A 12,670-nucleotide genomic window follows, 5' to 3' on the forward strand; every position below is an offset into this window, starting at 1 on the left:
ATGGAGTGCACCCGCATGACCCTGTTGAAATCCCCCTCGCAGCCGTTGCTGCTCGCCACCGATCTCGATGGCACTTTCCTCGCTGGCGATGCGGATGCCCGCAAGCGGCTGTACCACCTGGTCGATGCGCATCCGGACATCAAGCTGGCCTGGGTCACCGGACGCGGGCGCGAGGCGATCCTGCCGCTGCTCGCCGATCCCGGCCTGCCGACCCCCGATTACGTGATCTGCGATGTCGGCGCGACCGTGCTGCGCACCGCCGACATGCAGCCGATCCAGCCGCTGCAGTCGCAGATCGAAGCACGCTGGCCGGGCGAACACGTGGTGGCCGATGCGATGCGCCGGTTCCCGATGCTGGTGCGCCAGGAAGTGCCGCAGGAGCGTCGTTGCTCGTATTACTGCCATCCCGAACAGCTGTCGACGATCCAGGCCGAGGTGGAAGCCGTCGCCGCATCGCTGGGCTGCGAAGTGCTGTATTCGGCCGACCGCTATCTCGACATCCTGCCGCATGGCACACGCAAGGGCAGCACGCTGACCGCGCTGGTCGATGAGCTGTCCCTCGAACACGCCCGCGTGCTGGTCGCCGGCGACACGCTCAATGACCTGTCGATGTACGGCGAGGGTTTCCCCGGCGTCTGCGTCGGCGAGTCGGAACCGGCGCTGGTCGCTGCGACCACCGGCATGGACAACGTGCTGCATGCCGAGGCGCCGGGCTGTGGCGGCATCCTGCAGGCGATGGCGCATTTCGACCTGATCGAGGCCGAGGGCTATGCGCCGCCCACACACGCGCCCGGAAAGGCGGAACTGGTGATGGTCTACCACCGCCTGCCGTACGAGGAGCACATCGTCGATGGCCAGCGCCTGCGCAAGCCGCACACCTCGCCGAACGGGATCATTCCCAGCCTGCTGAGCTTCTTCGCCGATGGCCGCCCCGGTTCATGGGTGGCTTGGACGGTGGACGATCCGAAGGCGCCGCCGATCGAGCCGCGTGCGACCGTGGATGCCGAGCGCTATCCCGGCCTGACCGCGACCCATGTGCCGCTGACGAAGCACGAGGTGGACGTGTTCTACAAACGCTTCTCGAAGGAGGCGTTCTGGCCGGTGATCAACAGTTTCTGGGAACGCGCGCGTTTCAACGAGGACGACTGGTCGCTGTTCAAGCGCGTCAACCGGCGCTTCGCCGAGGCCGCCGCGGCCGAAGCCGCGCCCGGTGCGACGGTGTGGTTGCACGACTACAACCTGTGGATGGTGCCGTCGGTGCTGCGCGAGCTGCGCCCGGACGTGAAGATCGCCTTCTTCCACCACACGCAGTTCCCGTCGGCGGACATCTTCGCGATCCTGCCGTGGCGCCGCGAGATCCTCGGCAGCCTGCTGGCCTGCGACTACGTGGGCTTCCATATCCCGCGCCATGCGGAGAACTTCACCGACGCGGTGCGCAGCACGTTCCCGGTGGAAGTGACCGCGCGTGCGTCGTGCGCGCCGCGCTTCCTGACCTTCGGCTGTGCGGTCGGGGTGGAGGACATGGCCACCGAGCTGCGCATCGACGGTCGCACCGTGCGCATCGGCGCGCACCCGATCGGCACCGACGTGGGCCGCATCCGCGCCAGCCTGGAGACCGAGCAGGTAGCCGACGACATCGTGCGGATCCGCGACGAGATCGGCCGGCGCAAGCTGGTGCTGTCGATCGAGCGCCTGGACTACACCAAGGGCATCCTGCAGAAGCTGCATGCCTTCGAGCGCCTGCTGGACGAATCGCCGGAACTGCGCGGCGAGGTGACGCTGGTGCTGGTGTGCGTGCCGGCGGCCAAGGAGATGACCGTGTACCGCCCGCTGCAGCAGCAGATCGAGCAGGCGGTGGGCCGCATCAACGGCCGTCTGTCGCAGCTGGACTGGACGCCGGTGCGCTTCTTCTCGCGCGTGCTGCCGTTCGCCGACGTGGTGGCGCACTACGCCGCGGCCGATGTCATGTGGATCACGCCGCTGCGCGATGGCCTGAACCTGGTGGCGAAGGAGTTCGTCGCCGTGCAGGGCCTGGAGGGCGGCGATGGCGTGCTGGTGCTGTCGGAGTTCGCCGGTGCGGCGGCCGAACTGAAGGGCGCGGTGCTGACCAATCCGCACGATCCGGCGGACATGGCGCGCACGCTGCGGCAAGCGCTGGTGATGACACCGGGCGAACGCGAAGATCGCCAGCGCAGATTGTTCGACATCGTGCGCCACCACGACCTGTCGCGCTGGGGCCGCGAGTTCCTGGCGGCGGCGCGAGGTCGCCAGGACGAGGGTGACGCAGGAATCCCGACCGCTCGGGCGGCTTAATGCATTTACGTTTGACGCGACCGTGTGGACGCCGCGATAGTGACTTCACACACGGGGCAGGAGACCCACGATGCGCATGTTGGTCGTACGCAGCATGGCCTGGCTGTTGATCGCCGCGACGGCGCTGGTGCTGCTCGGGCTGGCGCAGGTGCCGGAACTCTGGGCCGGCTGACGCAGGCAAAAGAAAACCCGACCATGGGCGATCGGGTCTGAAAGGGGGAGTCCCCGGCTCCGGCAGTGCTGCTTGCTCAAGGCAGCGCCCTTGTTCCATTGCAGAGCGGCCATTCCTGGCCTGCGCAGGGCGTGCTGCCGGGGACGTGCGTATCGTCGCCCACGCCGTTCACATTCACAGTCGGGTGTTGTCCCGGCGTGCTGTAGGAAAAATCCTACCCACCTGTGCGGATCAACCGAACAGACCGTTGATCGCGCCGTAGCCCATCGCCTGCGGATCGGGCAGGGCCGTGCGGTCCTCGCGCAGGAACGTGCCGACCTGTGCAGCCAGTCGCCCGTACATCGACTCGACGAGCGCCGAGCCGGTGCTGACGCGACGCACGCCGAGGGTTTCGAGCGCGGCGAGGTCCTGCAGTTGCGGGCGCAACATCACGTTGAGCGGCAGACTGCACCGCGCGGCGATGGTGCGGATGGCGTCGACGTCGACCAGTCCCGGCACGAACAGGCCGTCGGCACCGGCCTCGCGATAGGCCACGGCACGCCGCAGGGTTTCGTCCACATGCATGCCTTCGGTTGCCAGACCGCGCAGGTAGACATCGGTGCGCGCATTGATGAAGACGTCGACGCCCTGCGCCGTGCAGGTCTGGCGGATGGCGCGGATCTTCGCCGCCAGCAGGGCCGGATCGCCGGCGCCATCCTCGAGGTTGATGCCGGCGGCACCGGCGCGCACCACGCGCAGGACGGTATCGGCGACCTGGGCAGGATCGTCGGAGTAGCCGCCTTCGACATCGACGGTGAGCGGCACGTCGATGACGCGCGCGATGCCGGTGACGGCGTGCAGCAGGGCGTCCACGTCGAGGGCATCGCCGTCGGGATAGCCCTGCGCCCATGCCAGGCCGGCGCTGGTGGTGGCGACGGCGGGCGCACCGAGGTGTTCGATCAGACGGGCGGTGCCGGCATCCCAGGCATTGGCGAGGCGGAGCAGGCCGTGCGTGTGCAGGGCGCGGAAGCGTGCGGCGGTCATGGCGTCACGGGTGTCGTCGGAATGGGGTCGACAGGGTGCCACGCCCGTGCCGGGTGGACTCACCCCATGCGGTCACCGACCTTGCGCCGGTGACCTCGGCTCAGGCGCAGAGCCGCCAGCCTTCGAACAACCGCCAGCGGCCGTCGCCGCCTTCGATGTTGATGGCGTAATCCAGACCCTGCCGGTGGCGCTGGTTGGCGAGCTTGACCGCGTACCCGAGCGCCGCGCCGCGGCTGCTGAAATGCAGGGGCGGCGACTCGTTGACGGACAACTCGAAGGTGCCGTCGTCGGCCGGGGTGTGGAACAGGTCGAAGGTCATCATGGCGAGCGCTGAAGCATGGTGTCTGTGCGACAACGTACGGGGCGTTCCGTGACGTCGGTGCATACGCGCAGCATGCCGTTCGCCGGGGTTAAGCGGCGTGCACGCCGCGTGAGAAAACTGTGCGGTCGGACTGAACGGCCTACACGCGGCCTTCGCATTTCTGTCCGTACAACGACCGCAGTGGTCGGGCGGCGGATCCACCCCCTCTGCTTCCCGCGCAAAACCCTGCTTCCGAGTCGCAAGGCTGACACCCAGGGCACCACGAGAGAACCGAACGCAGCTTCTCCGGACACCCCCTGTTCCGTGCTGCGCCTGGCGGTGGACCGCGAGTCCGACATCGTCGCCGCCCGGAGAGCCAGGCGTGTTCTCGCCGCAAACGCAAACGGGCCCGCAAGGGCCCGTTCGTGTGTCCGGCGGCAGGACCGCGATCAGTGCGCGTTCTGGTGGTCCCAGGTCCGCAGGCCCTGTTCGACCACGCGCAGTGCGTCGTCCACGCGTGAGGCGTCGAGCTCGGCGGTGGTATCGCGCTCGCTGTGGATCACCTGCATCACCTTCGGCACCTGCGCCGGCTTGCCGCCGCCGAAGACCGCGAGGATCGGATCGATCTCGTCGCCGCCGACCAGCGAGAACGACACCGCCGGCCAGCCGGCCTTGAGAAAGGCCAGGTGGTCGGTGGGCGGGTACTTATCGCCGGGCGAGAAGCCGAGCTTCTCCTTCGTGCTGGCCTCGCGCAGCGCGGCGACGAAGGGCGTGCCGCCGTCGGGCGCCATCATCCACAGCGTGTCGCCCCAGCCGAACACGTCGAAGTTGACGTACAGCGCGGGCTGCTCGCGTCCCGCCGTTTCGACCCACGCATGCGCGCCGAGCAGGCCCTTCTCTTCGAGATCCCAGAACACCACCTGCACACGATGGTGTTGCAGCGGCTTGGTCTTCAATGCCTGCGCCAGTTCCAGCACCGCGGCCACGCCGGAGGCGTTGTCGGTCGCGCCATGGCCGACGGCGACCTTGTCGTAGTGCGCGCCGATCAGCAGCAGCGGGGCGTTGTCGGGGCCACCGAGGTCGGCGACGAGGTTCTCGCCGGCCTGGTCGCCGCGCACGAACGCCTCGCGCTTCCACGCGATGCCGAGCGTATCCAGGCGCGCGCCGATGGCGTCGCCGCGCGCGACGGTGCCCTTGCCCGCACTGATGGCTTCCACCTGCTGGTGCCAGCGGCTGGAGACGTCCGCGGCCCAGGCCGGTGCACTGGCGAGCAGCGAGAAGAGCAGGGCGCAGCGCAGGCTGCGGCGGCGATGGTGCATGGTGGAATCCCCGATGGAAAACGATGGAAACCCGAGTATGCCGCACCCCGAGCGCGGGCTCGATGGCGCTACATGCATGTAGGGCGTCGACACCCGATACAATGTTAATTGCGCGGCGACGGACGGCCCCCCTACGCTCGACCCGTCCCTTCAAGGCAGCCGTTTTCATGACCATCCGCGTTTTCCTGATCGACGACCACGCCCTGGTACGCACCGGCATGCGCCTGATCCTCGGCGCCGACGCGGACATCGAGGTCGTGGGCGAAGCGGAGACCGGCGAGGCGGCACTGCCGTTGATAAGGCAGCTCAAGCCTGACGTGGTCCTGTGCGACCTGCACCTGCCGGGCTACAGCGGACTGGAAGTGACCGAACGCATCGTGCGTGCCGACATCGGCGTGCGCGTGATCATCGTGTCGGTGCTCGAGGACGGCCCGCTGCCCAAGCGTCTGCTCGAAGCCGGCGCGTCCGGTTACCTCGGCAAGGCCGGCGATGCGGCCGAACTGATCCGCGCCGTGCGCGACGTGGCGCGCGGCAAGCGCTACCTGGGCAGCAACGTGGCGCAGAATCTGGCGCTGCATACCGTCGGCGGCGATGCATCGCCGTTCGATGCGCTGTCGCCGCGCGAACTGGAGGTGGCGATGCTGCTGACCCAGGGCCTGCGCCAGGAAGAAATCGCACGCCGCCTGAGCCTCAGCGCAAAGACGGTGAACACGCACAAGACGCGCCTGTTCGAGAAGACCGGCGTGCAGGACAACATCGCCCTGGCGCGACTGGCCGCGCAGTGGGGCCTGATGGATCCGACGCGCGCGTTGTAGCGGGTAGTCGCGCCTGCGGCCGCCGTTCAGTGTGCAGGCGACGCAGGTTTGTCGGCTTCCGGTTTGCTGGTTTCGAGTCTGGCCGTGCAGGTCTGCAGGGACGTCACCATGGTGTCCGCCAGACGGTCGGCGCGCGCTTCCAGTGCCGCGCGGCTTTCGCCCTCGGCAGGCACGGCAAGCACGGCGATCTCGTAGCGGTTGCCGCCATGCACGAACAGGCGATGGACCGAAAGCGAGTACAGCGGTTCATCGGGCACATTCAACAGGGGACGCGCAACCGGAAATGGCTCGTCCGGGTCATCCCGACCGATGTTGAGCAACCGCACCCGCACGGTGGGGCCGAAGGCCGATGTTCCCGTGTCGACGCGGTAGCGATCCGGCGAGGTGGCCGCGCCGATGCTGCGTGCGTTGTCCTGTTCGCGGCGCAACTGCAGGTTGTATTCGTCCGAGGGGGTGCGGTCCTTCGGAACGGTGGAGGTCACGACGAACGCGCTAGGGCCGTCCTGGTAGCGCAGCCGGTAGTACGAGATCGCGCCGCCTCCCAGTGTGCCGTAGACAACATCCTCGGCCGGGTGCAGCCGGGGCATGTCGATGCAGTAGACATCCAGGAACCGCCAGTCGAACAGAAGCGCCTGCGATCCTCCCGTGCCCTTGGCCTGGTAGGGGCCATCGGTCCAGCCACGGACGCTGCGTTGTTGGGCGTTTACGCCACCAAGGGCGGTCAATGCCAACAGGAGGACCAGCACGACGCGTGACACGCACGCGGACAGGCAGATTCGACGCATGACCGGCATCCTTGCTGGGGAACGTAGGGCGACTGTACTTCTGCGGTGGCGGGTTCGCCAGTCGCCGTGGCTACAGCACCGGCTCCCGGAAACGACACTGGCCGCTTGCGCGGCCAGTGTGTTTTTCCCTCTGCGGAGAAACGCAGTACGTCAGGCGTTGCGTTCTTCCGTGCTGTCGTCGTCCTGCTTGTCGGCCTGAGCGATCTCGTCGACCGGCTTGACCGGGGTGACCACCGGCTCGAACAGGCTGCGGGTGACCGACGGCGGGGTATCCGCATCGGCGACGAAGAACAGCGAACCGGTGGCCGGTGCGGCTACGGGCTTCGGCGCGGCCGGCGGCGGGGTCGGCGCAGCGGCTTCGACCGGCGCTTCGACCTCGGCGGTGGCTTCGTTCACGGCGTCGACCAGGTCGATCTGCACGGGCTCGTTGCGCACGGCGGCGACCACCGGCGTCTCCACGACCTCGACGGCGGTGACGACCGCCGCCGGGGGCGCGACCGTCTCGACGACCACGGGTTCGACAACCACGGGAGCCGGTTCGGCGGCGATCTCGGCCTTGACCGTCTCGACGATGGCAACGGCCGCTGGCGCTTCGTGCTGCACCGTGACGGCCACCTCGGGCTGGACGCGCGCGGCTTCGGCCTTCACTTCCTCGATCACCTCGGCGGCCGCGACGGTTTCGACCACGACCGGGGCGGGCACGACGGCGGGCGTCGGATCGGCGGCGACCACCGGTACCGGAGCGGCCACTGCGGCGGCTACGACCGGTGCCGCGGCAACGGCAGCCGGCTGCGGCTGCGCTTTCGGCGGACGCGGTGCGGCGACGGCAGGTTCTTCATCGTCGAAATCGAACTCAGGCTGCGAACGGTCGGCGACCGGGGCGTCGTCGTCGCTGCCCAGATCGTCCGCCAGCATGCCTTCTTCGCCCGCGGCACCGGCTTCGCCATTGCCACGGCGACGGCGGCGGCCACCACGACGGCCACGGCGGCGACGGCCGCCTTCACCCGTGTCGCCGTCGGCGGACGGTGCGGCCTCACCATCGACCGCGACGACCTGCGTCGCATCGATGTCGATCGCGGCGGGCACATCGGTGGCCGGAACCGGCGTCGGTACGGCGTCGGGTGCCGTGCGCACGGCGTCCTGCGTGCCGACAACCACGGCGGCGGCCGTCGTCACCGCATCGTTGGCGACCGGTGCTGCCGGCTTCGCGGTGTCCTGCTGCGGGGCGCGCGGCTGGCGCTGACCCTGGCCTTCCTGCTGCGGCTTGCCACCCTGCTGGCCCTGCGGCTGCTTGGGCGCCTTGGGTTGCTGCTGGGTAGTGCCCTGGGCGTTCTGCGGCTGGCCCTGCGGCTTCTGCTGCTTCTGGCCCTGCTGCTCATTGCGCGGCTTCTGTTGCTGGGCGTTGCCGCCTTGCGCCTTGTCGCCCTTGTTGCGCTCGTCGCGGCGGTTGTTGTCCTGCTTGCCACCGCGGCCCTGGTTCTGCTGGCCGCGGTTGTCGCCCCGGTTGTCGCGGTTCTCGCGACGGCCGTTGTTGTTGCGGTCGTTGCGCTGGCGGTTGTCCTGCTGCGGACGGGCCTGCGGGGCAGGTGCTGCGGCTTCGCCACCGCCGAAGAGGCGCTTGAAGAAGCCGACCACGCCGCCCGAGGTGGGCGCGGCGACGGCGACCGGCGCGGCCACGGGGGCCGGCGCGGGCGCCGGTGCCGGGGCTTCACGCTCTTCGCGCACCGGAGCCGGCTGCGTGTGCTTGACGTGGGTGACGGCGGGCGCGGCCGGAATGTTGAGCTGCGCCTTGGTCAGCGCATGCACCGGCAGCTTGCGCTGGGTGCCGCGGTGGTAGCTGGGCTTGCTGCTTTCTTCGCCCAGCTCGTTCTCGCGGATGCGGGTGACTTCGTAGTGCGGCGTGTGCAGCGCTTCGTCGGCCACGATGATGACCGGCGCGTCGTGGCGCTGTTCGATCTCGCGCAGCGCGCTGCGCTTCTCGTTGAGCAGGAAGTTGGCGATCTCGAGCGGCGCCTGGATCAGCACCTGCCCGGTGTTGTCCTTCATCGCGTGCTCTTCGGCCACGCGGATGATCGACAGCGACAGCGACTCGACGCTGCGCATGCGGCCATGGCCTTCGCAGCGCGGGCAGACGATCTGGCTGGATTCGCCCAGCGACGGACGCAGGCGCTGGCGGGACATCTCCAGCAGGCCGAAGCGCGAGATGCGGCCGATCTGCACGCGCGCGCGGTCGTACTTCAGCGCGTTCTGCAGCTTGTTCTCGACTTCACGCTGGTGCTTGTTGCTCGACATGTCGATGAAGTCGATCACCACCAGGCCGCCGAGGTCGCGCAGGCGCAGTTGGCGGGCGACTTCCTCGGCCGCTTCCATGTTGGTGTGGAACGCGGTTTCCTCGATGTCGCCACCCTTGGTGGCGCGCGCCGAGTTGACGTCGATGGCGGTCAGCGCCTCGGTCTGGTCGACCACGATGGAGCCGCCGGAGGGCAGGCGGACGTTGCGTTCATAGGCGCCTTCGATCTGCGATTCGATCTGGAAGCGGTTGAACAGCGGGATGTCGTCCTTGTACGGCTTCAGCTTGCGCAGGTTGTGCGGCATGACCTGCTGCATGAACTCGCGGGCGGTTTCGTACAGTTCGTCGGTGTCGACCAGGATCTCGCCGACGTCACTGCGCAGGTAGTCGCGCAGGGCGCGGACGATCAGGCGGCTTTCCTGGTAGATCAGGAACGGGGCCGGCTTGGTCAGCGCGGCTTCGGCGATCGCCTTCCAGACGCTCAGCAGGTAGTCCAGGTCCCACTGCAGCTCTTCGGCGTCGCGGCCGACGCCGGCGGTGCGGATGATCACGCCCATGTCGTCGGGGATCGCCAGCGCATCCATCGCCTTCTTCAGCTCGGCGCGGTCGTCGCCCTCGATGCGGCGCGAGACGCCACCGGCGGTGGGCGAGTTCGGCATCAGCACCATGTAGCGGCCGGCCAGCGAGATGAACGTGGTCAGGGCGGCGCCCTTGTTGCCGCGCTCGTCCTTGTCCACCTGGACGACGACTTCCTGGCCTTCCTTCAGCAGTTCGCGGATGCCGGCCTTGTTGTGGTCGACGCCGGCCTGGAAGTAATCGCGGGAGATTTCCTTCAGCGGCAGGAAGCCATGGCGGTCCGCGCCGTAATCGACGAAGGCGGCTTCCAGCGAGGGCTCGAGCCGGGTGATGCGGCCCTTGTAGATGTTGGACTTCTTCTGTTCCTTCGACGGCTGTTCGATATCGATGTCGTACAGGGTCTGACCGTCGACGATGGCCACGCGCAGCTCTTCGGCCTGCGTGGCGTTGATCAACATGCGTTTCATTGTGCGTTCCTCGCGCGCTGCTACCGCGCGGAACGCCATGGCGTTTCGCCTCTGGAACGTTGCACCGCCCCTTGCGCAGGCGCAACGGGGCAGATTCGGGTTTCCAGCGCTACGACACCACGGCAGGCCGCGGGAGCGCTTTTCTTTCTAATAGGTGTTGCGGGGCCGGAGGCAGCTTCCCTTGGGAGGGGGCGCCACGCGGGACATGTTCAGCATCAGGTGCCGTCACGCACCCGGCGGTATCCGGGCCTGCCGATCAGCCGCTAACATGGCCGCCCCTGGGGCGGTGGCCGCGCACTTGCCGGAATCGCGGGGAGACGGGCTTCTGGCCCAACAGCAACTCCCTGCGAAATCAAACCCTTATCTCGCCCTCCGAGTGTAACAGAATGAATGGCTCCAACCCCAGCCCCCCCTCCGAGAAGCCAGCCGCAGGCGCCAAGACCGCCGTGCGGACGGTCACGGTCCCGGAGGACCGGGGCGGGCAGCGGCTTGACAACTTCCTGCTCGGCCAGCTGAAAGGCGCGCCGCGCAGCCTGGTCTACAAGCTGGTGCGCAGCGGACAGGTGCGGGTGAACGGCGGGCGGGCGAAGGCCGAACGCAAGCTGGAGGGCGGGGACGAGGTCCGCATTCCACCGGTGAGTCTCACCGAGGTGGGAGAAAAAGTGGCGCCGCCGGCCGGCTTCCTGAAGCGGATGGAGGCGGCCATCGTGTTCGAGGACGAGCGGCTGCTGGTCATCAACAAGCCCTCCGGCGTGGCCAGCCACGGCGGCAGCGGCATCAGCCATGGCGCCATCGAAACCATGCGTGCGCTGCGACCGAACCAGACGCTGGAACTGGTCCACCGGCTGGACCGGGACACCTCCGGCCTGCTGGTGATGGCCAAGAAGCGTTCGGCGCTGTCCGAACTGCAGGCGCTGCTGCGCGAGGACAGCGAGGACGGCACCCGCAGCATCGAGAAGCGCTACCTGACCCTGCTGGTCGGCCGCATGCCGGACGGCGTGATGAGCGTCGACGCGGCGTTGCACATCGGCCTGCGCCAGGGCGGTGAGCGCCACGTGCAGGTGCACCGCGACGGCAAGGAGTCGCTCAGCCACTTCCGGGTGCTGGAACGGCGCGGCGGACATTCCTATTGCGAGGTCCGCATCGAGACCGGCCGCACCCACCAGATCCGCGTGCATGCCCAGCATATCGGCCATCCCGTGGCCGGCGACGACAAGTACGGCGACCCGGCGGTCAACAAGCGCCTGCGCGAGCAGGTGGGCCTGAAGCGCCTGTTCCTGCACGCCGCCTCGCTGCAGTTCGCGCTGGATGGCGGCAGGACGCCTTACGTTCTCAACGCCCCTTTGGCCGACGACCTTGCGGCGGCGCTGGATCAGTTGGGCTGAGCGTTGCCGCTCAGTGCCAGAGACCGAGGATCAGTCCGAACAGGGTGAACTGCAGCGTGTGGTAGCCCGCATCGATCAGCCACAGCGTCGTGCCGCGTTGCGCGAACAGGTAGTTGATGCCGAAGCTCGCGGCGACGAGGCCGATGCCTGCCAGTGCTCCCGTGCAAACCGCCGTCGCCAGGGCCGGCGCCGGTCCCAGCAGCCAGGCGAACACCGTTGCCGCGACAAGCGAGAACACGAACGCGCCGCCGAAGATCTTCCCCGGATGTCCCTGCTTCTGCGGATCCATGCCGGCGGCGGTGCTCCATGCCTTGCCGAACAACGGCCCATACCAGATGCCACCCAGCAGGAAACTGGAAAGCGCGGCCGCCATCACGGCCCAGAGGTTGATGCCGTCCATCACGAGCGACTCAGCCCGCGCCCTGCCCGAAGCACCGCGTCGGCTTTTCCAGCACCGGTGGGAACGTCACCGGGACGTTGATCGTATGCGTGACCGGCTTGCCGTTGCGCGTGGCGGCGCGGAACTTCCACGTTTGCACCGCCTCCAGCGCGGCCTTGTCGAGCGCGGCGTTGCCGCTGCTCTGCACCTGGCCCACGCGCGTCGGCACGCCATCCTGTTCGATGGTCACGCGCAGTACCGTGGTGCCGCCGTCGCTGTTGCACTCGGCTTCGGCTGGGTAGGTGGGTGGCGGCGTGTCGATCGCGGCCAGTTCGGTCGGTGCGATCAGCGGTGCGGCGGATTCGTCCTGCTTCTTCGTGCACGCCGACAGGGCGAACACGCCGGCGAGCAGCAGGACGGGCGACAACAGGGTGCGGCGTTCCATCAGGATTCTCCCAGCAAGGCGCTGGCCTTGGCCGCGCAGATGAAGTCGTTCTCGCTCAGGCCACCCACGTCGTGGGTCGAGTAACGCACGACGGCCCGGTTGTAGTGCACGCCCAGGTCCGGGTGGTGATCCTCGGCATGCGCGACGAAGGCGAGGGCGTTCACGAACGCTATCGTCTCGTAGTAGTTGTCGAACGGAAACGTGCGCAGCAACGCATGGCCGTCTTCCACCACCTCCCAGCCGGGCACCTGGGGCAGCAGTTCCGCGATACGGGCGGGCGGCAGGCGGTGCTCGCTGCCGCGCAACGGCACGCAGTGCGCGCGGGCGAGGGGGATGAGGTCGGACATGGCGCATCTCCTGCGGGGCGACCAGTCTGAATGAACCACGACGACCGGCCTAT

At 68.3% G+C, this 12,670-nt stretch carries 11 protein-coding genes; 3 read left to right on the plus strand and 8 right to left on the minus strand.

Translation table 11 applies throughout. The features are described 5' to 3' along the window. Positions 1-15 precede the first annotated feature (15 nt). On the plus strand, positions 16-2,313 hold the full coding sequence (gene ggpS / locus IB230_RS01110) for a glucosylglycerol-phosphate synthase (RefSeq protein ID WP_225589115.1): 2,298 nt from the start codon (positions 16-18) through the stop codon (positions 2,311-2,313). A gap of 403 nt (positions 2,314-2,716) precedes the next feature. On the opposite strand, the gene IB230_RS01115 is transcribed toward ggpS, so the two are convergent. The 3 genes from IB230_RS01115 to IB230_RS01125 all read right to left on the minus strand — a co-directional run bounded on the left by IB230_RS01115 (position 2,717) and on the right by IB230_RS01125 (position 5,128). Next, on the minus strand, positions 2,717-3,508 hold the full coding sequence (locus IB230_RS01115; RefSeq protein WP_192267911.1) for an isocitrate lyase/phosphoenolpyruvate mutase family protein: 792 nt from the start codon (positions 3,506-3,508) through the stop codon (positions 2,717-2,719). A gap of 100 nt (positions 3,509-3,608) precedes the next feature. Continuing rightward, positions 3,609-3,830: a hypothetical protein gene (locus tag IB230_RS01120; RefSeq protein ID WP_192267913.1), complete on the minus strand. Its 222-nt coding sequence runs from the start codon at positions 3,828-3,830 to the stop codon at positions 3,609-3,611. Positions 3,831-4,258: 428 nt separating this feature from the next. Beyond that, entirely contained in the window at positions 4,259-5,128 is an 870-nt protein-coding gene (locus tag IB230_RS01125) for a M20/M25/M40 family metallo-hydrolase (protein WP_192267914.1), read from the minus strand. Between the two features lie 167 nt (positions 5,129-5,295). On the opposite strand from IB230_RS01125, the gene IB230_RS01130 reads away from it, so the two are divergent. Next, complete coding sequence (locus tag IB230_RS01130; RefSeq protein WP_192267916.1) at positions 5,296-5,943, plus strand: response regulator; 648 nt, start codon at positions 5,296-5,298, stop codon at positions 5,941-5,943. A 26-nt stretch (positions 5,944-5,969) separates the two neighbouring features. Here IB230_RS01130 and IB230_RS01135 read toward each other — a convergent pair whose 3' ends face one another. Both IB230_RS01135 and rne read right to left on the minus strand, forming a co-directional pair. Beyond that, positions 5,970-6,728 carry a hypothetical protein gene (locus IB230_RS01135; RefSeq protein ID WP_192267918.1) on the minus strand — a complete coding sequence of 253 codons (759 nt, stop codon included), beginning with the start codon at positions 6,726-6,728 and terminating at the stop codon, positions 5,970-5,972. A 150-nt stretch (positions 6,729-6,878) separates the two neighbouring features. Further along, positions 6,879-10,061: a ribonuclease E gene (gene rne / locus IB230_RS01140; RefSeq protein WP_192267920.1), complete on the minus strand. Its 3,183-nt coding sequence runs from the start codon at positions 10,059-10,061 to the stop codon at positions 6,879-6,881. A gap of 386 nt (positions 10,062-10,447) precedes the next feature. On the opposite strand from rne, the gene IB230_RS01145 reads away from it, so the two are divergent. Next, positions 10,448-11,446 carry an RluA family pseudouridine synthase gene (locus tag IB230_RS01145; protein ID WP_192267922.1) on the plus strand — a complete coding sequence of 333 codons (999 nt, stop codon included), beginning with the start codon at positions 10,448-10,450 and terminating at the stop codon, positions 11,444-11,446. A gap of 10 nt (positions 11,447-11,456) precedes the next feature. Here IB230_RS01145 and IB230_RS01150 read toward each other — a convergent pair whose 3' ends face one another. The 3 genes from IB230_RS01150 to IB230_RS01160 are packed head-to-tail and all read right to left on the minus strand — an operon-like array spanning position 11,457 to position 12,617. After that, positions 11,457-11,846, minus strand: a complete 390-nt coding sequence (locus tag IB230_RS01150) for a DUF1761 domain-containing protein (protein WP_192267924.1) — start codon at positions 11,844-11,846, stop codon at positions 11,457-11,459. A 10-nt stretch (positions 11,847-11,856) separates the two neighbouring features. Further along, positions 11,857-12,270, minus strand: coding sequence for an energy transducer TonB (locus IB230_RS01155; RefSeq protein ID WP_192267926.1), 414 nt, complete (start codon positions 12,268-12,270; stop codon positions 11,857-11,859). Then, on the minus strand, positions 12,270-12,617 hold the full coding sequence (locus IB230_RS01160; protein WP_192267928.1) for a 4a-hydroxytetrahydrobiopterin dehydratase: 348 nt from the start codon (positions 12,615-12,617) through the stop codon (positions 12,270-12,272). The genes IB230_RS01155 and IB230_RS01160 overlap by 1 nt, the downstream gene beginning before the upstream one ends. Positions 12,618-12,670 lie beyond the last annotated feature (53 nt).

It is taken from the genome of Pseudoxanthomonas sp. PXM01, assembly GCF_014851815.1.
Taxonomy (GTDB): Bacteria; Pseudomonadota; Gammaproteobacteria; order Xanthomonadales; family Xanthomonadaceae; genus Pseudoxanthomonas_A.